The sequence below is a fragment of the Edaphobacter acidisoli genome, from assembly GCF_014642855.1.
In the GTDB taxonomy this organism is placed as follows: domain Bacteria; phylum Acidobacteriota; class Terriglobia; order Terriglobales; family Acidobacteriaceae; genus Edaphobacter; species Edaphobacter acidisoli.
On sequence record NZ_BMJB01000001.1, the window covers coordinates 2,456,391 to 2,479,482 of the forward strand.

Sequence of the window (23,092 nt, forward strand, 5' to 3'; positions counted from 1 at the left end):
TTCACTTTTAATCAAGCTTCGCCGAATGGCTCAAGCTGCGCGCGGGTGGGCGGCGTGGTGAAGAAGCTGACAATCAGCAGGCAAACCACCGAAGCGATGAGTGCAGGGAAGATTGCGTCACGATCGCTGATGATGGGTGGGATATTGTGATGGACGAACGGCGTGTCCCAGAAGAGGGTGACGAAGGTGCCGACGGCGATGCTGGCGACGGCTGCGGTTGCGGTGGCGCGCTTCCAGAAAAATGCAGCGAGGATGACCGGCGTTAGAGCCGCTGCATAGATGGTGTAGGCATAAAGAGATTTTTTGAGCACCGACTGCACGTGCAGCGATTGGTAGAGCGCCCAGATGCCGAGGAAGACAACCATGAGGCGACTGACGATGAGGATGCGCTTGTTGGATGCGCCAGGCGAGAGATAGCGGACGAAGACATCGTTGACAAGATTGGTTGCGGGCGAGAAGAGATAGTTGTTGGCCGTGGAGACGATCTTCGCGAAGATGGCTCCTACGAGCAGCGCGCCGAGCAGACGCAGCGGGCCGTCAGCGTTGAGGCCGTGGAGGCCGCAGTAGGCGAGGATTTCGCGCGGGGCTTTTGAGACTTCGCCGGTGGGAAAGAGAGCGGAGCCGACGATGGCGATGACGACGATAACCGTCTCAAGTATGACCGTGCCGATGAGCCAGCCTACGACGGCGCGCGAGGCGGCCTTCTCGGATTTCGCCGAGAAAAACTTCTGATACATCGATTGGTTGCCGAGCAGAAGCAGGCAGGTGGGCAGGAAGAATTCCATTGCACGGATGAAGCCGAGGTCGCCGAGCGGGCGGAAGTGCGTTGCCGGAAGAGCGGCATGAACGGCGGACCATCCTCCGGCTTCGTGGACCAGTACCGGCAGCGCGGCGAGCAGGCCGAAGGTGGCTAATAGGCCGATGACTACGTCCATGTAAGCGACCGAGCCCATGCCGGCGATCATCGTGAAGACGATGACGAAGACCGCGACGATGTATTGGCCGAACGCAGGCGTGATGAAGGTGGGGAAGATGAGATGGAGGATGTCTCCGCCGCCGACGAACTGATAGCTGGTGATTGCGGTGTAGGTGAAGAGGATGGCGATGACGCCGAGCACGCGGGCGGTCTGGTTATAACGGGCTTCGAGCAGGTCGGGGATGGTGAACTGCGCGAACTTGCGGGCGCGCGGCGCGATGAAGTAGATGAGCAAGAGTCCGGCCCAGCCTCCGCCACCCTGCCATAGCGCGACGAAGCCGTGCTTGTAGGCGTTCTCAGCGCCGCCGAGCAGCGAGCCGGAGCCGATCCAGCTTGAGAGCAACGTGAAGATGAGGACGAAGGCGGGCAGCGAACGGCCTGCGACGAGATAGTCGGCCTTGGTTTTGGTTTTGCTGAGGCGCGTCAAGGAGACGATCAGCAACGTCAAAACAATGATGGCCAGAACGGCGATGTAAAGGTTCATAGGTGCAGGGAGATTGTAGCGTGTGGAGACAGATGTGTAACTTGGTTATGAAAGCGGAGGTTGCATAGTGCGTTTGCGGGCGAGGTGGAGTTGGATCGGTGCTGGATTGGTCGTGTTTGTTTGCTTTGGCGCTCGAACGCTTCACGCTCAGCAGCCAACGGCGGCACAGAGGCGCACGGCAGGTGTTGGTGCGACGGTGAAGCCGGAGGTTCCGGCAAAGGATTTGACAGCAAAGCAACAGGCTGCGCGGCTGGCAAAGTGGCGGGAGACGATTCGTAAGCAACTGTACATTCCCTCGCCGCTGCCGAAGCTCGATGCGAAGACGTGGTCTACGTTTTCGCCGATGCCTGGCGTACTGGCTGACCGTGTTACTTACAACACTGCTGACGGCATGGTTGTGCCTGCGATCGTCTATCGGCCTGACCCAAAGACGGTGAAGTGGAAGGGTAAGCTACCCGGAATTGTTGTGGTGAATGGACATGGTGGGGACAAGTTCACCTGGTATGCGTTCTACAGCGGGATGCTCTTCGCGAAGGCCGGCGCGGTGGTTGTGACGTATGACCCGATTGGCGAGGGCGAAAGGAACATCGACAAGAAGTCTCGCGCGGGGGCGCATGACAAATGGGTCGACCCTCCTGCTGGATTGCCACGAACAGACTGGGGGCAGCGGCTTGCGGGCTTGATGCAGGTGGATGTGATGCAGGCGGTAAGCTATCTGATCTCTCGGCCTGAGGTCGATCCTTCGCGGATTGCGACTGTGGGATTTTCGATGGGATCGTTCATCACAGGGATCAACGGCGCTATCGATACGCGGATTCATGCGGTGCTGTTGAGCGGTGGTGGCGACTTCGACGGGCCGGGAGGCTATTTCGATTCCAACCCCCTGCCCTGCCAGTCGCCACCGTACCGCTCGCTTGAGGTGCTGGGCGATCGTGGTGCGGTTCTCTATGCGCTGAATGCTGCGCGGGGGCCGATGTATGTGATGAACGGCGCTGCTGATCGCGTGATGGACATTCCGCATCACGATGCTGCATGGTTCGCCGCTCTGCGCGAGCGGGCGATTGCAATTCGCGGAACAGAGAAGAACATGTTTACGACGATCTTCTACCCCGGAATCGACCACAGACCTTCGTGGGTGGATCGCGATGGTGTGGAGTGGCTCAACAAACAGATTCATTTTGCGATATGGGATGAGAAGACGATTGTGAATGAGCCTACGACGCACGTGAGCACATGGGCACGCGCGACTGATGCAGACATCTCCAGGAACTATATGCGTGAAGACCGCGGAGGCGGATTGGATGCACTGGGGACTGGGTTTCCCGCGATCAGGCGCGAAGACCTGATGGTGCTGCCCGATGCCGATTGGCTGGCCATGAAAGACAAACTGACCTATGCATCATGGGCAGCGAAGATGAAGGCTGCCGAAGACGAGGCGGCAAGGGCGGTGGCTGCAAAATAACGCGAGCGTGATGCGCGTGTGCCCGGAACGGCATCTATTCTTTCGTGGGCGGCCTATGATCAGTTGGTGGCGACAGCAGCCGTTTCTGGTGACGAAGATGAGGCAGCTAGCGCGGCTGGCGCGGGAGAGTCACGCACGGCCAATGACAGGCACACCGCAACCTGCTGTACTCGTTGGGCCCGACGAACTGGGCGTGACATTTATTGGGCACTCGTCGTTTATGGTGCAAATCGGCGGGCGTCGTGTGTTGATTGATCCTGTCTTTGCTAACCATTTGATTTTGTTGCGCAGGCAGCGGCGCGCAGGGCTGCGCATTGATGAGCTGCCGCCGATTGACATTGTGCTGTTGACCCACGCACACATGGACCATCTGAACATCACGTCACTCCGGCGCATTATTCGATCCACGCGCCGACAGACGGGCCAGACTCCTGAGGTCGTTGTGCCTGAAGGCGTTGAGGACCTGGTCGCGGGGCTGGGGTTTCGTAAGGTACGACGGCTGGCGTGGTGGCACATGGCCGAGGTGCAAGGGCTCGAAATCACGATGACTCCGTGCAAGCACTGGGGTGCACGCATGTTTCGCGACACGTATCGGGGATACGGCGGGTACGTGATCCGGTTCGGGAAGCAGAGCGTGTACCACTCAGGCGACACGGCTTACTTTACTGGCTTCCGCGAGATTGGAGAGCGCCTGACGCCACGTGTTGCTCTGATGCCAATCGGAGCCTATTTTCCTGACAGCTATCGTGTCGTACACACCAGCCCCGAGGATGCGCTGCGCGGCTTTGTCGAGATGGATGCAGAGCGCATGGTGCCGATGCACTTCGGGACCTTTCAATTAGGGCGCGAGCCGATGGACGAGCCGGTTAAGCGGCTGCTTGAAGAAGCAAAGCGGCTAGGGATCTCGCAAAAGATCAAGGTGCTGGAAGAAGGCGAGACCATGCGGGTGTTTCCGCACTGAAAGCGCCGCTATGCGTTTGGGGAACCGAGGTCGAGCGGCTTTGCGCCCGGTTGATCGGACCAGCCGGGCAGGTCTTGTGAGCCTGTGATGAGGCGCACACCGTCGTTGAAGGTGACGTACGTCCACGCCCACTGGCTGAAAACCGCAAGCCGGTTGCGGAAGCCGATAAGAAAAAAGACATGGACGACGAGCCAGACGAACCATGCGGGAAAGCCGCTCCAGCGTCCTTTGAACGGCCACTTGATGTTGGCAACCGCGGCTTTGCGGCCGATCGTCGCCATGTCACCTTTATCGAAATAACGGAACGGCGCGTTGATGCCGCTGCCGTCGCTGCCGAAATCAGCTGCGACCAAGCGGGCTATGCGCTTCGCCGCATAAGCGCCCATCTGCATTGCGGGCTGCGCCACGCCGGGAACCTGTTTGCCGTCCTGCTCGACGTGCGCCAGGTCGCCGCAGATGAAGATCTCGGGATGGCCTGGAGGATTGAGGTGTTGATCGACGAGCACACAGCCTCTGCGATCGGTCGGGAAGCCAAGCAGCTTGCCGAGTGGTGAGGCTTGCACGCCGGCGGCCCACAGGGTGACGACAGCGTCAATGCGCTCGTCGCCGACCATGACATAGCCGGGCTGCACATCGCTGACGTGCGCGTTGGTACGGACCTTGATGCCCAGCTTTGTGAGCTGTTCGAGAGCGCTCGCCTGCAAGTCCTCCGGGTATGCAGCGAGGACGTGCGGGGAGCCTTCGAGAATGAGGACCTGCGCCATCTTTGGATCGATGTGACGAAAATCTTTCGTCATGTAAAGCTTTGCGATATCACTGATCGCGCCCGCAAGCTCAACGCCTGTCGGCCCGCCTCCGATAATGACGAAATTCAGCGGTGGGTGGCTTCCCAACTCCTGCATCTGGCGTTCGGCAAGCTCGAATGCGAGGAGGACGCGACGACGAATCTCGGTGGCATCTTCGACGGTTTTGAGACCCGGAGCAAGCTTGGCCCAGTCGTCGCGGCCAAAGTAGGAGTGCGTGGATCCGGTGGCGACGATGAGATAGTCGTACTCAAGCTCCGCCCCGGTTTTGAACTTCACACGCTGCTCTGTGAGGTCGAAGCCGATGGCTTCGTCCATGAGAACTTCGATGTTCTGGTAATTGCGGAGAATGGAGCGGATGGGCTGCGCTATCTCTCCGGGAGAAAGAACGGCGAGGGCAACCTGGTAGAGAAGCGGCTGGAATGTATGGTGGTTTCTGCGATCGACCAGCGTGACATCGACGGGAAGATTGCCGAGACGCATCGCTGCGTTGATGCCGCCGAAGCCTCCTCCTAAAATTACTACTCGTTTGCGCACACCTACTCTGCCTGGCGTCTCCGCTTGTCCCATGTATTCGCTCTCCCGAACCACTCTTAACTTTTACTCTATTGTGATGCCCAGGACGGGCCGACGGGTTCTTTTCGCTTTGCTGATGCGGCTTTGCACTAGGGATGCTTTTGGATGGAGAGCGAGACGAATCCCTGTGATCCGGCGGACGCTGCGATGTTTGTGATCTCAGCGGTCCCAGTGGACTGCATGGGGGTGATCGTCACGAGGCCGTTGGCGTCGGACTGAACCGTTGAGGCGGACGAGGAGTTCACAGGAGTCGTTGGGCAGCGGCCATGCGCGGGACACGCTTGCTGCCACGCGTTGATCGTCTGGTGAATTTGAACGGATGCTCCCGCTACGGGATTTGACGCGCCGTCAGTGACTTCGAGAACGATGGGCACAAGGGTTTCGCTGGCGGGCACAGACTGACCTGCTCCACTGATGAGAACCAATCGAAAGCTAGCGGGATCGACAGCCTGCGCAGTGAATGTTCCACAAACTGTCGCCCAGGCGCAGGCCGTGATCGAGGCCTGTGCACCCGCGGCGAGCGGCCCTGCTGTCGCCATCGCCTGGGCGGTTCCCAAAGAGTTCGCAAGAGACTGAGGAGGCGAGACGCTGATGGGCCCGCTTGCCGGAAGCCAGTTGACGGATACTCCTGCCACCGGCGCAAGGCTGTCATTAAGAGTTGCGGTCAAGGGCCATGTGGTAACGGCCTGCGCCGCAATGTACTCCAGTGGATTCACCGGCGTGAGCGTCCTGACGTCGGTCGCAGCGACGAAGGAAGCTGTAATGGTTCCCGGCGCGCCTGATGCGGATAATGTGATCGGCCCGGCAGTGAGCGGGGTAACCGTAGTGGAGGCAGTGCCTGAGGCGTCTGTGGATACGGTGCAGGTGCTTGCTCCACATGCCCCAAATGCAATACTGCCGATGCTTGCTGAGAAGGTGATCGATTCACCGGGGATTGGAGTCACACCGTCAGATGCCACGGCCCGGACTGAAAATGGCGTGGTCGCCGCTACGCCGGAGATAACGGTCCCCAATGGAGCGGAGACCAGGACCAGGCTGGGCTGTGGCGCCCCATACGTGAGCGCTTGCGACATGATGGTTGTGCCGCCGGTGACAAGATCGTTGACCGCAACATCGGCCACCAGCGCAGTGCCGCCGCCCAGCGCAGACAGTGGAGGTGCGGTTGCCGTAATCGTGTTCGCAGTCCAATTGGAGACGGTTGCGGCAACACAGTTGATTGTGACGGTGTTGCCGGGACGGAAGCCTGTACCTGTGATAGTGACTACGCCGCCAGCGGCGCCGACCTGCGCAGGGGAGATCGAATCAGCGTACAGGATACGGGCCTGGTAGTTGTAGTCAGGACGCCCATCGCCGCGCTCGTCCGCGATAGCCATGCGCAGCGGCGCCGCCTGCGTGGTTTGCGCGGTCAACGATGTGACGCCAATAGCAGGGCTGTTGAATGGCTCTGTTTGCGAGGCAAATGTGGGCAAGGTTCCAGTTGGATCAGAGACATTCCATAAACCAATTACCGGCATTGCCTTTTGAGAGGTTGCAAAGCCCTGCTCGTCCTGGGCGGCAACCTCGACGGTAAAGGTGCGATTCGCCTTAATGGAAAATGTGGACCATGAGGTGTGCCCATCCTGACAGATAAGCCCCGTCCACCAACCTGTAGCCCCTGATGGGACGGGAGCTGTTTCGATGCCATCGTTGCCAGGATTGCAGGTGCTGGCGGAGTTAGCTGTACTGATCCAGAAACCCGATTCGCGATAACTTGGCAAGACTTCGTCGATGGATGGCGCGTTTGAACCAGACGGTACGACGGTGTTGTCGGTATAGGGACCGACTGCATACTGACCTGTGTAGAGAGGGTTTATCGGTTCAGTCTCGATGATGACGTTTTGCCAGCCTCCGGGCAACATGGGAATGCGGGCAAGATCGTAGTAGCCCTCATAGTAGTTGTAGGTTGTGCCCATGCTGCCTTCGGCTGAATTATCGGTTCCAGTGACTGAAGTTGCATACCTCCTCTTATAAAGCGAACCAGAGACCGAAGATATGGTGTACCAGTCCTCTTCGGAAGAGGTCGCGGTAAACCATTCCCAGCGGCGCGCCAGCACGTTGACGCCCCGCATGCCCTGCCCTGTCGGGAACGTGACTAGACCATAGACCTGATTGGCATTCAATAACGTATCTGTTTTTCCGGGAGGAGCCTGACTCTGGCTAATGAAATAAAGTTCATCGAGCGCGGAGATATCGTCTGCCCGCAAGGTGAACGGTTGCGGCATGCATTGGTAGGTGTATGGCCCGCAGATGATGTCAATGGGATGCATAACCGGCCAGTTCATTGCCTGGTTATAGGTGGGCTGCGGGCTGTAGGTGAAGACGTTATCGTTGGTCTGTGACCATGCCAGTCCAAGGACTCGACCAAAGGCTCGCATGAGCTGGTATTGCATCTGCAGCTGCTGCTCAGGAGCGGGACCCGTGCATCTGCCGTTGAGCACGATGATGGCGTGTTGAATGTATCCGGTGGGCGAGATCAGATCCACGCTGTTCGTGACAGCGTTCTGGCGGCAGCTTGATGGATCACTGGCTCCGCTGCCGAGCAGCAGATCTGTTACTGAGCCGTCGTAGTCATAGATGATGGCGATTTGTTTGGACTGGTAATTTGTGCTTTGAACATCTGAAGGAAAGACCAGACCGGAAATAGAAGGATAAACGTTGGCGCCGCTGACATGCTCATCGAGCACCCCGCCCTGGCTTAGGACCAAGCTCGACGTAGATACGTTCCATACATTGGCTGCGGCGGCAACCAAGGCATCTGCGGCTGCGTGGTTCACATAGATGCTGAGATCGCCTGGATCGGTGAAATACTGCGGCTGGTTCGTGTACCAGACGATGGGCTGCCCTTCCGTTGTGAAGTACGGGTACCCTGTCGCCCAGCGTGGTCCACCTGCGAAGAGAGATGGGGCAATCACCAGCAAGGAGATTGCAAACATGATTACCGAGCGCACCGCACGTGGCTGAAGAGTATCAATGCGTAGCATCGCTCGCCTTCTGCCATGAGCGAATCATGCCAATCACTGACTGCACGGGCGCCTGCTGCGCAGAAGCAGATGCTGTGTTCGTTGTGAGATATTCGAGCGTAGACGTTACAGGCACGTTCGCACTCACTGCGCTCTCCGCATTTGCCCGCACCATTGGCCGCGGATCAAGAAAGGGTATGACCACACCGGAGCGATGATTGAAATGAGGGAGTTCGGCACGATAAGAGACTGGGTGCATGACGTGCGTACCAACCCAACGAAGATCGGCCATCGGATACTGGGCCGTGGTCGCTCCTGCCGTCAGTGGTGAGCTGCCACCGTGAATCGGCACTGCACCGTCCATCCCGCTGACGGGCGAGCTAAGGCCTGAGGGGCCAGGCGCGTGGAGGAACATCAGCAATTGCTCGCCTACGTGATAACGTCTAGCACCCCCTTCCCAGAGGCCCGCCCATTCGCGGAGTGCATATGGCATGCCAGCAGCGCAGCCGCGTACTGCCTGATCGACACGGAAATCGACTTCGACGAAGCCCGAGGCCCCGCTCTGTCCCTCATGTTGATGGATTGCGATGACTTGTCCGGCGAAGATTACATCAGCCTTATCGGCCATCTGGTGCAGCGCATCGTCGAGGGTTGCGGGCGGCGCGCTTGCGCCCGACGCAAGCTGTGCGTAACCGGTTGGAGGCGCGGACAACAGCGCCAAGACGGTCATAATGAATAGGCACCCAGATATCCCTTGAAACCGCACCAGACCTCTCCTCCGCTCTCTCCTGTACTTTCGTCACAGGACTAACGGAACAGCCTGAGTGCTTCAATTCGGGACAGCCAACCGGAACGTTACGCCGGGCCGCTAAATCTCGGGGTAGAAATCGAAGAACGCATCGAGACTCATACGTAACTGAGCCTCGATCTCATCACGACTGCCCTCTAAAACATGCATCGTGACGCGCGCGTCGTTGCCGTTTTTAAGCTGGATCGGGGCGTCGCCCACTGAGGCGATCTCGTCGGCGGGCAGCAGTCTCATGCCGTAGACCAGTGTCAGGTTTGCCATAGCCAATTCTTTCACCAAAACCGTCCCTGCATCCTTTTCGTTCGCAACGCATTTACACTAAGAGAGCCAATATGCACGAAAATACGACACGCGACACTGTCATCCTGGGTTCCGGCTGCTCCGGACTCACTGCTGCCATCTATACCGCCCGCGCGAACCTGAAGCCGCTTGTGCTGGAAGGCCACGAACCTGGCGGGCAGCTCTCCATTACGACCCTGGTTGAGAACTTTCCTGGTTGGCCCGAAGGCGTCCAAGGACCTGAGCTGATCGAGAACATGAAGAGGCAGGCCGTCCGCTTTGGCGCGGAGTTGCGCATGGCTCATCTTAGTTCTGTAGATCTATCGAAGCATCCGTTTGAGTTGAAGATTGGCAGCGACGTCATCAAGACGCATACGCTGATTATTGCGTCGGGAGCGAGCGCGCGCTGGCTCAACCTGCCATCGGAGCAAGCGTTGATTGGCCATGGTGTAAGCTCGTGCGCCACGTGCGATGGGTTCTTCTTCTCTGGCAAGGAGATAGCAGTCATTGGCGGCGGAGACAGCGCGATGGAAGAGGCACTATTTCTGACGCGCTTTGCGACCAAAGTTACGCTTATTAACCGTAGCGAGCGCTTCCGCGCATCGAAGATCATGCTTGAGCGCGCAATGGCCCATCCGCAGATCAAGTTCCTTTCCAACACGACGGTCGAAGAGGTGTTGGGCGTTGAGGAAAAGGACGTAAAGGGTTTGCGGCTCAAGAACCGAGCCAGTGGTGAAGAATCGATCCTGCCTGTCTCAGCGATGTTCCTTGGCATCGGGCACGAACCCAACGCGAAGGCGTTTACTGGCCTGCTGGATCTCGATCCCGATGGATATATTCTGACGAAAAGCAACGTTTTCACTACGTTGAACGAGGAGATCGTCCCGGGTGTCTTCGCGTGTGGCGACATTCAGGATCGCCGGTACCGCCAGGCTATCACCGCAGCAGGCTCAGGATGCATGGCGGCACTTGAGGTCGAAAAATATCTGGAAGAGCACGGGCGATAAAGCCGGAGAACAGCGAGATCTTAGAGTAATGGCTGGGTCGGCATGGCCTCGACTTCGTTTGCCCACCGTGTAACTACGAGATGAAAGGCCCTCAATCTCATCCGAAGCGGTGACTAATAGGGCTGCTGCGCCTTTAAAAGGAACCTTTATTACAAAAAATGTATCTAACTTAAACGTTATCCGACCAATTTCATGACGCGGATGGGTGGGAGGCATTTAATTCAGAGAGCTCAAGTTTGATATTTTTTCTACTCGCATTTGTATTGATGTCCACGCTAGCGGTGTATGCTCAGCAACCTGCGGCGCTTCCGGACGCTCCTGTACCCGATGTGCAAATTGCTGCGCTTGCCGACAATGGTCAGTCGTCCTCAAGTTGTAGCGATCAAAACGCTGACGGAGTAAAGCCAGCATCTGCGGTCAATCCCTCTAAGCAACAGCCCAAGCGTATTCTCGGCATCATGCCAAATTATCGCGCTGTCAGTGCGGGAGAAATTCCTCCGCCACCGACACCGAAAGAAGCCTTTGGTATCGCAACGAAGAACAGCTTCGATTACTCCTCCTACATCTTCGTCGGCATTACATCGCTGTTGGCAGAGGGAAATGACTCGCACCCTCAGCTTGGCAAAGGTGTTGCTGGTTTCGGCCGCTATTATTGGCGAGGCTTCGTGGACAAGACAGATGGCAACTACCTTGTCATCTTCGCGCTGCCGACTGTTTTCCACGAGGACGAGCGGTACTTCGCTAAAGGTGAGGGCAGTATCTGGAATCGTGCCTTCTACGCCTCCAGCCGCGTGTTCATTACCCGCACTTACAGCGGTAATGAACGTTTCAACAACTCGGAGATCTTCGGGCGTGGCATCGCTCAGGCCATCTCAACGACGTATTATCCGAGCAAGACTCGCACCGTCGGTCAGATCTCAGAGAAGTATGCCTATGCTCTCGGACGCGATGCTCTGACCAATACCTTCCGCGAATTCTGGCCAGATATCGCCACACACGTGCTACATCGCCACCCATAAAATCTGGCCAAACTCTCACAGCATCTCTTGATTCTAAAATCATGGAATATGTCTATTGCTGAGAATCTCGCGCGTCTGAACGATCAGATCGCTACCGTTTGCCGACGCTGCAACCGGCCACAGGCGGAGGTTGCATTGATGGCCGTGAGCAAGGTGCACCCGGTCGAGGCCATTCTGGAAGCTTACGCTGCTGGCCACCGGCTCTTTGGCGAAAACCGTGTGCAAGAGTTTCAACAGAAATCTGAGCACCTGAGCCAGCTTACTGACGCGCGGTTTCACTTGATTGGCCCACTGCAATCGAACAAAACGAATAAAGCGGCTGAGCTGTTTGATGCGATTGATGCGATCGATTCGCTGAAGATCGCTCAGCGTCTGAACGCCGCGGCGACTGCGCTCAGAAAGAAGTTGCCGGTGCTCGTCGAGATTAAGCTGAGCCATGAAGAGACGAAGCATGGACTCGCTCCGGTTGAGTTACCTGCGTTGCTTAACGCTATCGCGGAGATGCCCGCTCTTGAGGCTGTCGGATTGATGACGGTTCCGCCCTGGTCTGAGGATGCGGAGACTGCGCGGCCCTATTTCCGTGAGCTGCGCCGCTTGCGTGATGCTGCTCAAAAAGCGCACCCTGCGCTTGCGCAGTTGTCGATGGGGATGAGCAACGATTTCGCCGTCGCTATCGAAGAAGGCAGCACCTGCGTGCGCATTGGTACGGCTATCTTCGGCAAGCGCGTGTACTTCAAAGAAGAGTCAAGCGCATGAACTACGAACCTTCCAGCTTCGTGCAGAACGTAGAAGATGGATGCACGCTTGCTGTTCGTGTGCATCCTGGCGCGCGCAAGAATGATGTCGCTGGTCTTCATGCTGGAGCGGTGAAGATTTCGATTGCAGCTCCGCCTACCGATGGTCGCGCGAACGAAGCGCTGATTGCTTATCTCGCCGCGTTGCTCAAGGTGCCGCGTACGCGCATCTCGCTGGTGAGCGGCGCTTCCGGACGCAGCAAGGTGCTTCGTATTACAGGCAAGAGCGCGGCTGAGGTTCAGGCCGCGCTCTTGCCTATCGAATCGTGCTGAAGCTATCGGTTATTTGAACGTCGCTGTACCCTCCGGTCCCAGCGTGATTCCCTTCCCATCTTCCGCTGTGATCTTTACGTTCGTACCAGTCACGGTCGCATACGCAATCGTCATGCCCCGTTTTGCCTGAATATCGACGTTCTTGAGGACAATGTCTTTGACCGGCGATTCGGGCAGGCCAACGATCACACCGGCCCATGGGCTATTGATCGACTTCACGTTTTCGATGGTGATGTTGTGAAAGTGTGGCGTGAGCCTGCCGACGGGCGCGGGCGCAACATCACCCTGAGGCAGCACCTTCGGGTAGTACTCGCTGATAAGGATCGACGTGCGGACATTGTCCATCGTGATGTCCTTGAACGAGATGTTGCTGACATCGTTGCCGCGGTCGCGATTGGCCTTGATGCGGATGCCCTGGTCGGTGTCCTTAAAGTGGATGCGCTCGGCATGGATGTTCTGTGCTCCGCCTGCGATTTCGGAGCCAATGGAGAGGCCATGACCGTGCATGAAGTCGCAATCGGTGATGGTGATGTTTTTACTCGGTGCGTCCGGACCTGGCGAGTTGATGAGGCCACTCTTGATGGCGATGTTGTCGTCACCTACATCGGCGTAGACGTGGTCGATGACGATGTTCGAGGAGCTGAACGGGTCGATGGCGTCAGTGTTCGGCGAGTGCTGCGGCGCGAGCACGCGCACGTTGCGGATCACGACGTCGTCGGTGTAATAGGGAACAATCTGCCAGCTTGGTGAGTTCTGGACGGTGATGTTCTCCAGCCGGATGTGCTTGCAGTGGTCGAAGACGACCAGGCGGGGACGGAAGACGACCTTGCCTACGATGCCTGCTCCGCGCTCGGAGCGCGCCATCTCCCACCAGCTTGCACCGTTGCCGTCGATGGTGCCGCCGCCGGTGATTGTGATGTTCTCGGCATCGGTGGCGCTGACCAGCGATTGCGTACCCGGTGCCCGGAACTCTGTCTTCGCGGGATAGTCGGCATGATCTGACGAGCCGAAGAGCGTCGCGCCCTTGTCGATGTCGAGTGTGATGTTGCTCTTGAGAACAATGGGCGCGGAGACAAATGTTCCACCCGAGAGTTCCACCGTACCGCCGCCTGCTTTGGCGCAGTCGTCGATAGCTGCCTGAATAGCGTGCGTGTCTTTGGTTGTACCGTCAGCCTTTGCCCCATAGGTCTGCACGTTGCAGACCTTGCCCGCCGCCAACGCCGGCAGCGACATTGCCGCAACGGCTGCCGCCGCGACTAACCGGATAGAAAATCTGCCCATACTGTCTCCCTGTGGCGCGAAATGCGCTCAAGGAGCATCATACCCGGAATTGGTCATACCACATAGCTATTCGCGGACGACTGCCTTGACCAGATTACGGGGGCTGTCCACGTCGACGCCGCGGCCGATAGCCATGAAATAAGCCAAAAGCTGCAAGGGCACAACTTCGTAGAGTGGTGAGATGTATTCGACTGCCTGAGGTACATGGATGGTGTGCTGAACCAGCTGCGCGATACGGTTGTCGCCTTCACTGACAATCGCGACGACCTCTGCGCCTTGCTGCTTCATATCGCTCAACAGGTTTGCCGTCTTCTCATAGCGAAGCAGCGAATCGGGAGCGTGTGGGTCGCGCGTCGCCAAGGCGATCAGCGGGGTCTGAGGATTAACCAGTGCGTTGGGGCCGTGCTTCAACTCACCCGTCGGATAGCCTTCGGCCTGGATGTAGGCCGACTCTTTCAGCTTGAGAGCGCCTTCGCGGGCGATGGCGTAGTGGACGCCACGTCCGAGGAAGAGGAATGACTCGGCGTTGTGAAGATGCGGCGCGAGAGCGGCGATTTGCGACTCCCACTCGGGCAGCATCCGAGCCATCTCGGCGGGTACTTCAAGCAGGTTGTGGAGATGCGATTCAACCACAGCGCGGGTCATGCGGCCGCGAATCCGAGCTGCGTAAAGCGACAGCAGCGAGAGCACGACAAGCTGGGTGGTAAAGCTCTTCGTGGCTGGAATGGCGCGCTCGATGCCAGCCATGGTAGGCAGCGAGCAGGTTGCTAGCTTTGCCATCGTGGAATCGCGCTTGTTGGTGATGGCAATGGTGGAGGTGCCTCGCGCGGTCGCTTCACGCAAAGCCTCGGAGGTGTCCGCCGTCTCGCCGGACTGCGAGATCACCATGAAGCATGGGTTCTTGAGCGTCTGGGTGGAGCGGTAGATGTACTCACTGGCGTATTCGACGTCGACGGGGATTCCGGCCAGGTCTTCGAAGAGGATCTCGGCCATCAGGCCGGCGTGGCGGCTGGAGCCGCTGGCGGAGATGAGCAGGCTTTCTCGGCCAGCCAGCGCCTGGCGAGCATCGAGGAAGGTATCCTCACGGAGGCTCGAGCCTTCGGTGTATGCGGCAAGGGTGTCGGCGATGGCGGTGGGCTGCTCGAATATCTCACGCAGCATGGCGTGAGGAAAGGTTCTGCTGGCAGGAATCATTACCTGTGTATACCTCGGGGGATATGTCTAGTTATAAATGAGAATCGCCCGCAGGTGCGGGCACATCAGCAGTGGAACGGCTCGCAAACGATGGCGCTTTCTTCCGACAACCCGAAAGAGTTGCAACGTGGTCTTTCCACTGGCTCGGCGCTGGGGTTGAACGTCATCGACATGGTAGGCGTGGGCCCGTTCGTGACGCTACCGCTGATCGTCGGAGTGATGGGCGGGCCACAGGCAATGCTTGGATGGCTGATGGGTGCGGCGCTGTCGCTTTGTGACGGGCTTGTGTGGAGTGAGTTGGGCACCGCGTATCCTGAGGCCGGCGGCTCTTACGCTTACCTGAAGCACTTATATGGCGAGCGCGGACTGGGGCGCGTCTTCGCGTTTCTGTATGCGTGGCAGGTGCTGTTCAGTGCGCCGCTGTCGATTGCTTCGGGCTGCATTGGTTTCTCGCAGTACCTTTCGTTCTTTGTGCCGAAGGCGGTCCAACCATTTGCATCCGCAAAAATCCTGGGCGTGCCCGTCGTTCTGAGCGGGCAGACGCTGATGGCAATGGGTGTCTGCGTGATCGCACTGCTGCTTCTGAATCGGAGCATCGGATTTATTGGGCGCGTAGCGAGGTGGTTGGGGCTCGCAGTTGGGCTGACACTCATTTTTCTCATTTTTGCTGGCTTTACTCACTTCAATCCGCACATGGCCTTCGACTTCCCTGCCGGCGCGTTCCACCTGGGCGGTGCGTTCTTTGCCGGGCTGGGCGCGGGAATGCTGATTTCGGCTTACGACTACTGGGGTTACTACAACGTGTGCTTTCTGGGCGCAGAGGTGCGCGATCCCGGGCGGACGATTCCGCGTGCGGTACTGGGCGCAATCGCCATCGTCGGCACGCTGTATCTGCTGATGAACATCAGCGTGCTGGGTGTCTTGCCATGGCAAGAGATGGCTGGTGAGTCGAGCGGAGCGCGGATGTTCACCATGGCTGTCTTCATGGAGCGCATCTATGGACACCGGGCCGCTGGCGTTGTGGTCGTGTTGATTGCGCTGGCAGCGATGGCGTCGGTCTTTGCGCTCCTGATGGGATACTCGCGTATTCCGTTTGCTGCAGCGCGGGACGGCAACTTCCCTGCATGGTTTGGTGTGCTGCATCCGAAACACCGCATTCCGCAACGCGCTTTGCTGACGTTGGGTGCGGTCACGCTCGTGTGCTGCGTCTTCCGGTTGCAGGAGGTGATTACGACGCTGGTCGTCGTCCGCATTCTGTTTCAGTTTCTGTTGCAGGGCATTGCAGTGCTTCTGCCGAAACACCGGCGGGAACGCAGGATGCGCGGCTTTCGGATGCCTCTCTACCCGTTGCCAGTTCTGCTTGCACTGAGCGGATTCAGCTTCATTTTGTTCTCACGTCCGGACTTTCTGAAGCAGATGCGGATTGTGGCGGTGATTCTGGTTGCGGGCGCGGCCGTGTATATGGTGCGAGGGCGGCGTCTGCGCGCAGGCGAGGACGAAACCGCGCCTCCCCATGTATAAGCGAAAATCTCTACTAATTCGATTTACTATTGCCTATTCTTGTTCCGACGGGATACAGTGGCAGGGCAGAAATCCTTTTAGCTGAAAGCAGGTCCCATGCCTCGGAAGACCAGGACTGTCCCGTCTTTGTATTTGCGTTATGCGCGACTCGCCGCACTTGCCTCGGTCACGCTATCCTCTGCCGCTGCCATGGCACAGAAGGCGCCGCTCTATCTCGATCCTTCACAGCCTGTTCAGGCGCGCGTGGATGACCTTGTGGGAAGAATGACGCTCGAAGAGAAGGTGTCGCAGATGCAGAACCATGCAGCGGCCATTCCACGTCTGGATGTTCCGGAGTACGACTGGTGGAGTGAAGGGTTGCATGGAATCGCTCGGTCGGGCTACGCGACGGTGTTTCCGCAGGCGATTGGGCTGGCCGCAACATGGGACGTTCCGTTGATGCACGAGGTTGCAACGACGATTTCAACTGAAGCACGGGCAAAGCATTCCGAGGCAGTGCGGCACAACATTCATAGCATCTTTTATGGACTCGATATCTGGTCGCCGAACATTAACATCTTTCGCGATCCGAGATGGGGACGCGGACAGGAGACGTACGGGGAAGACCCGTTCCTGACATCTCGAATGGGCGTCACGTTTGTCGAGGGCCTGCAAGGAGACAACCCGAAGTACTACAAAACGATCGCCACGCCGAAGCACTATGTGGTGCATTCGGGACCGGAGAGCACGCGGCACGTTGCCAACGTGGACGTCTCGCCACACGATCTGGAGGACACGTATCTGCCCGCGTTTCGCGCGACGATAACAGAGGCCAAGGCTGACAGCATCATGTGCGCATACAACGCGATTGACGGTGAGCCCGCGTGCGCAAACACGTTTTTGCTCAAGGATGTTCTACGCAAGGACTGGGGCTTCAAAGGTTATGTCACTTCCGATTGCGCAGCGATTACGGACGTTGCCGAAGGCCACAAGTTCGCTCCAGACCTCGAGCACGCCTCGGTTGTTTCAGTGCGCGCGGGTACGGATACGAGTTGCGGTAAGGAGTATTCCACGCTGGTAAAAGCCGTGCACGATGGGTTGATCTCGGAGAGCGAGATTGATATCTCGGTGAAGCGTTTGTTTACGGCACGGTTTGAGCTGGGGATGTTCGATCCGCCGGCAGACGTGGCCTATGCGCGGATTCCGTTTTCGGAAGTGGACTCTCCGGCCCACCGTGAGTTGGCGCTTAAGGTTTCGGAGAAGTCGATGGTTCTGCTCAAGAATGACGGGATTCTTCCGCTCAAGAAGAGCGTGAAGACGATTGCTGTGATTGGGCCGAATGCAGCTTCGCTGGCAGCGATTGAAGGCAACTACAACGCGATTCCCTCGCATCCGGTGCTGCCGCTGGGAGGTATGGGAGCTAAGTTTGGCGCGACAAACATTCTGTATGCGCAGGGTTCGCCGTATGTCTCGGAATTGCCAGTGGTGGTGCCACGCGCTCTGCTGCATCCGGCGAAGGGCGACAAACGATTTGGCCTGAAGGGCGAGTACTTCAACAACATCGATTTCACAGGCTCGCCCGTATTCACCCGAGTGGACCAGTTCATCGACTTCGACTGGGACGCTGCGTCGCCAGGCCCCGGCACAGATATGTCGGCGTTTGGTGTGCGCTGGACTGGCACAATTACAGCGCCGAAGCCGGGCAGCTATCCGTTCATGTTCAAGCTGGCGCATTGCTATCCGTGCGGGGACGCGGAGAATGTTCGCGTGTTTGTGGATGGCAAACAGGTCTCGTACACACAGACGCCAGCCAAAGAGTTTCGCTCGAATGGTCTTGAGCCGTTCACTCTGAATCTCACAGATACAAAACCGCATGAGCTGCGCATTGAGTATTCACACCATGCGCGGCTGTTTGGCGCTGGGTTGACATTTGAGTGGATGCCCCCAATCGATACAGAGCGAGAGAATGCCGTCGAAGCAGCAAAGAAGGCCGATGTCGCTGTGGTGTTCGTGGGGCTTTCTCCGAATCTGGAGGGCGAGGAGATGAACATCCATGTCGAGGGATTCAACGGTGGCGACCGTACTGAGATCGAATTACCAGATGCTCAGAAGCACCTGCTGGAGGCAGTAGCTGCTACGGGCAAGCCAGTGATCGTGGTGATGCTGAACGGCAGTGCGCTGGCAATGCAGTGGGCCAAAGAGCATGCAGCGGCGGTGTTGGAGGCGTGGTATCCCGGCGAAGAGGGCGGAACGGCGATCGCGGAAACGCTGGCTGGAGACACGGATCCAGCAGGCAGGCTACCGGTGACCTTCTATGAAGGCACGAAACAATTGCCGGCATTTGATGATTATTCGATGGCTGACCGAACTTACCGGTACTTCAAGGGGACTCCGCTCTGGGGCTTTGGCTATGGTCTGAGCTATACGAGCTTCAAGTGGAGCAACGTGAAGCTTTCGACCAACAAGCTGACGGCGGGAGAGCCGTTGACTGTGGATGCAGACGTGAAGAACATTGGCAAAAGGAAAGGCGATGCGGTATCGGAGATTTACCTGAAAGCTCCGGCTTCGCCGACAACGCCAATTCATGCGCTGGTTGGATTTGCCCGCACACCGCTTGAGGCTGGACAGATGCAGCATATCCACATCGTGATCCGACCGCGCAGCCTTAGCACCGTTGCAGCTGACGGTAAGCGCAGCATTCAAGCTGGCGAGTACTCGATCTTCGTGGGAGGAGCACAGCCAGGCGAGACCAATGAGGGCGAGACGAAGAGCTTCAGCATTGTGGGAGACAAGGACCTGCCACGATAATGGACGCGTTTCAACACAAAAGCAGATGGCCTGTCGCATGGTTGAATGTGCGACGGGCCGTTTTCTTGCTCGGGTCGTGCGTGCTTGTTTCGGCAAGCGTGCTGTTCGCTTCGCCTGTACCGGGAGCGCGACAGCCGGTCGATCCCCAAGCAGCCTGGCTTGCCTACAACGCCGTGGACGCACAGCGTGTCTTCCCTGCCGGGACTGCGATGCCCAATACGGTGCTGAGGTTGGGGGACTCGGCGGTGGAGATTTCGGCTGCGGACGAACTGCATCGTGGATTCGAGGGGATGTTGCATCGGATTCTGCGGCTTGATACCGATGCCGTACAAGCTAGCAAAGATCATGACCTGATCGTTATAGGCACAGCGAAGGAGATTGCTGCATGGCGGCCGTCACTGCGCGAAAAGAAACCTCTTCAGCCTGAGGGGTTTCGTCTACGAAGTGTTGTTGCGGGCAAGGATTCGCTGCTGATTGTTGAGGGCGCGGATGAACGCGGGGCCTTGTACGGTGCGTTCACACTACTGCGCATGATTGCCGAGGAGCGACCTCTAACTCAGCTTGATGATGTCGAGGCCCCGTCTGCAGCGGTGCGTTGGACGAATGAGTGGGACAATCCCGACGGATCGATTGAGCGCGGTTATGCGGGGCGGTCGATCTTCTTCGACAAAGGCGATGTGCGCCAGGATATGTCTCGCGCCAGGGAGTACGCGCGGCTGCTGGCTTCCGTGGGAATCAATGGCTGCACGATCAATAACGTGAATGCAGATCCGAGCCTGTTGAGACCGGAGAAGCTCGCTGAGATTGCGCGCATTGCGGCTGCATTTCGTCCGTATGGAGTGAAGCTGTCACTTTCAATTGCGATGAATAGTCCGCAGGCGATTGGGAGGCTTTCGACGTTTGATCCGCTTGCTCCGGAGGTCGCTGCCTGGTGGCGCGCAAAAGTGGATGAAATTTATAAAGCCATTCCGGACTTTGGCGGCGTCATCATCAAAGCAGACTCAGAGGGTCAGCCCGGACCCTTGCAGTACGGGAGAACTCCAGCCGAAGCGGCCAATGTGTTGGCCCGGGCACTCAAGCCGCATGGCGGCGTGGTATTGTATCGGGGCTTTGTCTATAACCATCATCTGGATTGGCACGATCCGAAGGCCGATCGTGCGCGCGCGGGCTACGACAACTTCCATACGCTCGACGGACAATTCGACGACAACGTGATTGTGCAAATCAAGAATGGGCCAATTGACTTCCAAGTGCGTGAGCCGGTATCACCGTTGTTTGCCGGATTGCATAAGACCAACGAAGCCATCGAACTTCAGATTACGCAGGAGTATACCGGGCAACAACGGCATCTGGTATTCCTCGTGCCGATGTGGAAGACAGCGCTCGATACCGATATGCATGTATCGGGAATGCGCTACAGCATGGTGCGCGACATCGTGACCGGCAGAACGTTCAGGAGGCCGATGGGCGGATTTGTCGGCGTTGCCAATGTTGGGCTTGATGATTACTGGCTGGGGCATCCGCTGGCAATGGCTAATCTGTATGGGTTTGGCAGGTTGGCATGGGACCCCGTGCTCTCGTCGGCCACGATCAGCGATGAATGGACACGGCTGACGTTCGGCAACGATGCAGATGTCCGGAGCGTTGTTGACACGTTGCTATTGAATTCATGGCACATTTATGAGGAGTACACCGGACCGCTCGGCGTGGGGACACTAACCGACATCATCGGCGTGCACTACGGGCCGGGAATTGAATCGGCTGAGCGGAACGGGTGGGGACAATGGATTCGCGCCGATCACAATGGCATCGGTATGGACCGCACGGTAGCAACGGGGACCGGGTACATCGGACAGTATCCTGCCGGCCTGGCAGCGGAATACGAAACGCTGAAGGCGTGTCCCGATGAATTGCTGTTGTTCATGCACCACGTTCCGTACACCTACAGGCTTCATGACCACAAGACAGTGATTCAGTACATTTATGACACGCACTATGCGGGAGCCACCGCGGCTGCGGTGCAGGTTCCGGCGTGGGAGACGCTGGAAGGCAAGGTTCCGGACAGAACATATTTTGAGGTCCTGCGGCGACTGAATTATCAGGCCGGTCACTCGCTGGTATGGCGCGATGCAGTAGTGAACTGGTTCCATCGCATGTCAGGCATTGCCGACGACAAGGGACGCGTGGGCAACTATCCTGACCGCACTGAAGCCGAAGCGATGCAGCTTGAGAGGTACGTTCCGGTTGCCGTGACACCCTGGGAGACAGCATCAGGCGGCAAAGCGGTGGTTTGTCACACAGCATCGTGTTCGGCCAGCATGGGGTTCACACGTGCAACTGGATGGTATGACATTGCGGTGCAATACTTTGATCTGCGCGAAGGCGCTTCAAGGTTCACGCTTGAGGTGAATGGCACGGCAATCGACACGTGGAAAGCGGATGACACGCTGCCTTCGCAGAAGCTGGATGGGCACACATCGACGCGACATACCTCTCACGACGTCGCATTACACTCTGGTGATCGCATCAGCATCATTGGCGTGCCGGATGGTAAGGAGCCGGCGCCAATCGATTATCTTGAGATAACCCCTGCCTCTGGTTCAGAGCGGTCAGTACGACGAAAGGGTCCGCAAGAGGAGATTCATGGAAACAAAGATCATTGACGCGCGGGTCATTGTCACCTGCCCTGGACGCAACTTCGTCACGCTGAAGATTACGACTACAGACGGCGTCTACGGCGTGGGTGACGGCACGCTGAATGGGCGCGAGCTGGCAGTTGCAGCGTATTTGCAGGAGCATGTGGTTCCCTGCCTTATTGGGCGGGACGCGGACCGCATCGAGGACACGTGGCAGTATCTCTATCGCGGAGCCTACTGGCGGCGTGGGCCTGTGACAATGGCGGCCATCGCCGCCGTGGACACGGCTCTGTGGGATATCAAGGCAAAGCGCGCGAATATGCCGCTCTATCAACTGCTCGGAGGCAAATGCCGCGAGGGCGTGACTGTATACACGCACGCGAACGGTCACGATATTGCGCAACTGCTGGATTCGGTATCCCATCACATCGAGCTTGGCTATAAGGCCGTGCGTGTGCAGTGCGCAGTACCTGGTGTAGCTGACGCCTATGGAATTCCGCATGGCGACAAGCCCTATGAGCCGGCTGACGCGAGCATCCCGCGCGAGGAGGTCTGGTCCACACCGAAGTATCTGCGCTTTGCTCCGAAGATGATGGAAGCCGTGCGTGCGAAGGTCGGCTTCGATGTGGCGCTGCTGCACGACGCGCATCATCGACTGACACCGATTGAGGCAGCTGCATTGGGCAAAAGCCTGGAGGAATTTCGCTTGTTCTGGCTTGAAGATGTGACTCCAGCAGAAAACCAGGAGGCGTTTCAGCTAGTGAGACAGCACACGACTACGCCGCTGGCTGTAGGCGAGGTATTCAACTCGATCTTTGACTGCCAACAGCTGATTTCGGAACGGTTGATCGACTACGTTCGCGCTTCAGTTGCGCACGCAGGAGGAATTACGCACATGCGCCGCATCGCCAGCTTCGCCGAGCTCTACGGAGTGAAGACGGGCTGCCATGGGCCGACGGACGTTTCTCCCATCTGCATGGGTGCCGCTCTGCATTTTGGACTGAGCGTTCCGAACTTCGGTATTCAGGAGCACATGCCACACTGCGCCGAGACCGATGAGGTCTTTCCCCATGCCTACACGTTCAATGATGGATACATGCAGCCGGGTGAGCAACCCGGACATGGCGTGGACATTGACGAAAAGCTGGCGGCGCGGTTTCCGTATAAACGGATGTACCTTCCTGTGGCACGGCTTGAGGATGGAACACTGTTCAATTGGTAAGCTGCTCTAA

The 23,092-nt window shown here is 57.9% G+C and carries 17 protein-coding genes; 10 read left to right on the top strand and 7 right to left on the bottom strand.

All coding sequences use genetic code 11. From position 1 onward, the window contains the following. Positions 1–11 precede the first annotated feature (11 nt). A complete protein-coding gene (locus tag IEX36_RS09865; protein WP_188759157.1) occupies positions 12–1,460 on the bottom strand; it encodes a sodium:solute symporter family protein in 1,449 nt (482 codons plus the stop codon). 112 nt (positions 1,461–1,572) lie between these two features. On the opposite strand from IEX36_RS09865, the gene IEX36_RS09870 reads away from it, so the two are divergent. Beyond that, positions 1,573–2,922 carry an alpha/beta hydrolase family protein gene (locus IEX36_RS09870; protein WP_229668976.1) on the top strand — a complete coding sequence of 450 codons (1,350 nt, stop codon included), beginning with the start codon at positions 1,573–1,575 and terminating at the stop codon, positions 2,920–2,922. A 97-nt stretch (positions 2,923–3,019) separates the two neighbouring features. Then, positions 3,020–3,883, top strand: a complete 864-nt coding sequence (locus tag IEX36_RS09875) for an MBL fold metallo-hydrolase (RefSeq protein ID WP_229668977.1) — start codon at positions 3,020–3,022, stop codon at positions 3,881–3,883. A gap of 8 nt (positions 3,884–3,891) precedes the next feature. Here the strand turns inward: IEX36_RS09875 and IEX36_RS09880 are convergent, their stop codons facing one another. The 4 genes from IEX36_RS09880 to IEX36_RS09895 all read right to left on the bottom strand — a co-directional run bounded on the left by IEX36_RS09880 (position 3,892) and on the right by IEX36_RS09895 (position 9,330). Next, entirely contained in the window at positions 3,892–5,256 is a 1,365-nt protein-coding gene (locus IEX36_RS09880; protein WP_188759159.1) for an NAD(P)/FAD-dependent oxidoreductase, read from the bottom strand. Positions 5,257–5,351: 95 nt separating this feature from the next. Continuing rightward, on the bottom strand, positions 5,352–8,282 hold the full coding sequence (locus tag IEX36_RS09885) for an IPT/TIG domain-containing protein (protein ID WP_188759160.1): 2,931 nt from the start codon (positions 8,280–8,282) through the stop codon (positions 5,352–5,354). Continuing rightward, a complete protein-coding gene (locus IEX36_RS09890; RefSeq protein ID WP_188759161.1) occupies positions 8,269–8,991 on the bottom strand; it encodes a hypothetical protein in 723 nt (240 codons plus the stop codon). The genes IEX36_RS09885 and IEX36_RS09890 overlap by 14 nt, the downstream gene beginning before the upstream one ends. Positions 8,992–9,129: 138 nt before the next feature. Continuing rightward, the gene (locus IEX36_RS09895) at positions 9,130–9,330 is read right to left on the bottom strand and encodes an allantoinase (protein WP_188759162.1); all 201 of its coding nucleotides are present in this window, start codon (positions 9,328–9,330) and stop codon (positions 9,130–9,132) included. A 71-nt stretch (positions 9,331–9,401) separates the two neighbouring features. Here IEX36_RS09895 and trxB point away from each other — a divergent pair, with 71 nt between their 5' ends. From trxB to IEX36_RS09915, 4 genes are all read left to right on the top strand, one after another. Then, positions 9,402–10,355, top strand: a complete 954-nt coding sequence (gene trxB / locus IEX36_RS09900) for a thioredoxin-disulfide reductase (protein WP_188759163.1) — start codon at positions 9,402–9,404, stop codon at positions 10,353–10,355. Between the two features lie 266 nt (positions 10,356–10,621). Then, positions 10,622–11,374 (top strand): hypothetical protein, encoded by a 753-nt coding sequence (locus IEX36_RS09905; protein WP_188759164.1) that lies wholly within the window; start codon positions 10,622–10,624, stop codon positions 11,372–11,374. 48 nt (positions 11,375–11,422) lie between these two features. Continuing rightward, positions 11,423–12,130: a YggS family pyridoxal phosphate-dependent enzyme gene (locus tag IEX36_RS09910; RefSeq protein ID WP_188759165.1), complete on the top strand. Its 708-nt coding sequence runs from the start codon at positions 11,423–11,425 to the stop codon at positions 12,128–12,130. Further along, positions 12,127–12,441 (top strand): DUF167 domain-containing protein, encoded by a 315-nt coding sequence (locus tag IEX36_RS09915; RefSeq protein WP_188759166.1) that lies wholly within the window; start codon positions 12,127–12,129, stop codon positions 12,439–12,441. Before IEX36_RS09910 ends, IEX36_RS09915 begins: the two co-directional genes overlap by 4 nt. 9 nt (positions 12,442–12,450) lie before the next feature. On the opposite strand, the gene IEX36_RS09920 is transcribed toward IEX36_RS09915, so the two are convergent. Then, positions 12,451–13,722: a glycoside hydrolase family 28 protein gene (locus IEX36_RS09920; RefSeq protein WP_188759167.1), complete on the bottom strand. Its 1,272-nt coding sequence runs from the start codon at positions 13,720–13,722 to the stop codon at positions 12,451–12,453. A gap of 66 nt (positions 13,723–13,788) precedes the next feature. Then, complete coding sequence (locus tag IEX36_RS09925) at positions 13,789–14,916, bottom strand: SIS domain-containing protein (RefSeq protein ID WP_188759168.1); 1,128 nt, start codon at positions 14,914–14,916, stop codon at positions 13,789–13,791. A 90-nt stretch (positions 14,917–15,006) separates the two neighbouring features. Here IEX36_RS09925 and IEX36_RS09930 point away from each other — a divergent pair, with 90 nt between their 5' ends. The 4 genes from IEX36_RS09930 to manD all read left to right on the top strand — a co-directional run bounded on the left by IEX36_RS09930 (position 15,007) and on the right by manD (position 23,082). After that, positions 15,007–16,437, top strand: a complete 1,431-nt coding sequence (locus tag IEX36_RS09930) for an APC family permease (RefSeq protein ID WP_188759169.1) — start codon at positions 15,007–15,009, stop codon at positions 16,435–16,437. Between the two features lie 96 nt (positions 16,438–16,533). Then, positions 16,534–19,224: a glycoside hydrolase family 3 protein gene (locus IEX36_RS09935; protein WP_188759170.1), complete on the top strand. Its 2,691-nt coding sequence runs from the start codon at positions 16,534–16,536 to the stop codon at positions 19,222–19,224. 80 nt (positions 19,225–19,304) lie between these two features. After that, complete coding sequence (locus tag IEX36_RS09940; RefSeq protein WP_188759171.1) at positions 19,305–21,887, top strand: alpha-glucuronidase family glycosyl hydrolase; 2,583 nt, start codon at positions 19,305–19,307, stop codon at positions 21,885–21,887. Beyond that, positions 21,868–23,082 carry a D-mannonate dehydratase ManD gene (manD, locus tag IEX36_RS09945; protein ID WP_188759172.1) on the top strand — a complete coding sequence of 405 codons (1,215 nt, stop codon included), beginning with the start codon at positions 21,868–21,870 and terminating at the stop codon, positions 23,080–23,082. Before IEX36_RS09940 ends, manD begins: the two co-directional genes overlap by 20 nt. Positions 23,083–23,092: the final 10 nt, after the last annotated feature.